At 50.4% G+C, this 1,022-nt stretch carries 1 protein-coding gene, 1 pseudogene and 1 riboswitch; the gene and the pseudogene both read right to left on the minus strand.

The genetic code is table 11. The features are described 5' to 3' along the window. Nucleotides 1-199, minus strand: a pseudogene (gene tbpA / locus BZG79_RS15980) (thiamine ABC transporter substrate-binding protein); the annotation flags it as partial. Nucleotides 200-242: 43 nt separating this feature from the next. Continuing rightward, a riboswitch (TPP riboswitch) is annotated at nucleotides 243-344 on the minus strand. A 38-nt stretch (nucleotides 345-382) separates the two neighbouring features. Further along, nucleotides 383-1,022 (minus strand): DUF547 domain-containing protein (locus BZG79_RS15985; RefSeq protein ID WP_077774903.1); only part of this gene is annotated, 640 nt, incomplete at its 5' end.

The following is a 1,022-nucleotide window of genomic DNA, read 5'->3' on the forward strand; positions in this document are numbered from 1 at the left end:
GAGCAGCACCGTCACTAAGAGACACAAACTCTAATTGGCAGTCACAGCGTTTTTCAAATTCGGCTTTGATTTTTGGCCCTGCGCCCCAATCGGCGATAAAAGAATCATAGGTATAGACCGTTAGAGGGTCGGCGGCACGGGCGCTGAGTGATAACAGCGATAAAGAAACCAGAGTGAGAACAGAGGTAATAACTTTCACAGCACGCTCCTAAGTTGGGCGTGGGTGTTGAGGCAAGTTGATGGCAACATCAAGTCTCAATCCCTACGCCAGTGTTAGCTGGATCAGGTTCGATGGGTTTAGCGCCGCGCGCAATCTCAGCCATGAGGCTCCCCAATGAGTACGGTGCTATTGTACTGATTGGCTTAGTGTTCACCAAGCCTTTTAGTCCGCGAGTTGGTTAAGCGWCCAGTCGTAGTCATAATCCAAGCGTGCATCCTTGGGAAGCTTGATGTCTCTATATTGATTGATATGGGTGATCACCCCTTGTTCACTGCCGCCAAAGTCAGTCTCAAACCACTCATAGATAGAAGAAAGCTGCCACTGATTACCCTGCTGACTCACGCCTTTATCACTATTAATAAAGGTGTAGGCAGCTTGTTCTAATTGCGCATCCAAGGTGTCGGCTTGAAAGGCTTGCGGTTGCAGGTTAGGACAGCCAAGGCTGGCACAATTGACCGCATAGTGGGTACGCGGATCTTGCCATAGCGGACGCAAAATACGGTGTTCGATATCATTGAGCGTGAGGGCTTCGCCCGCCACCGTCACTACGTCATCATCCCACGGACCAAAGCTAAAGAGTCCACCGAGTTTGGTGATAGAACTGACTGGATAGGCGTCCAAAATCAGCGTCACCGTGACCGCATTGTAAAGGTTGACCCAGTAAGCATATTGTTCGTCTTTGCTCAGGGTGCGCGGATCGCGCTTGGTAAGCATGCGAATGTAATGATCGAGGGTCGCTTTATCGGCCTCGGTGACGGCTGCGTAGTTAAATAAGGTGTGCTGCCCCTGAGGCTGTAAATAC

The organism is Salinivibrio sp. MA427 (assembly GCF_001996115.1).
In the GTDB taxonomy this organism is placed as follows: domain Bacteria; phylum Pseudomonadota; class Gammaproteobacteria; order Enterobacterales; family Vibrionaceae; genus Salinivibrio; species Salinivibrio costicola.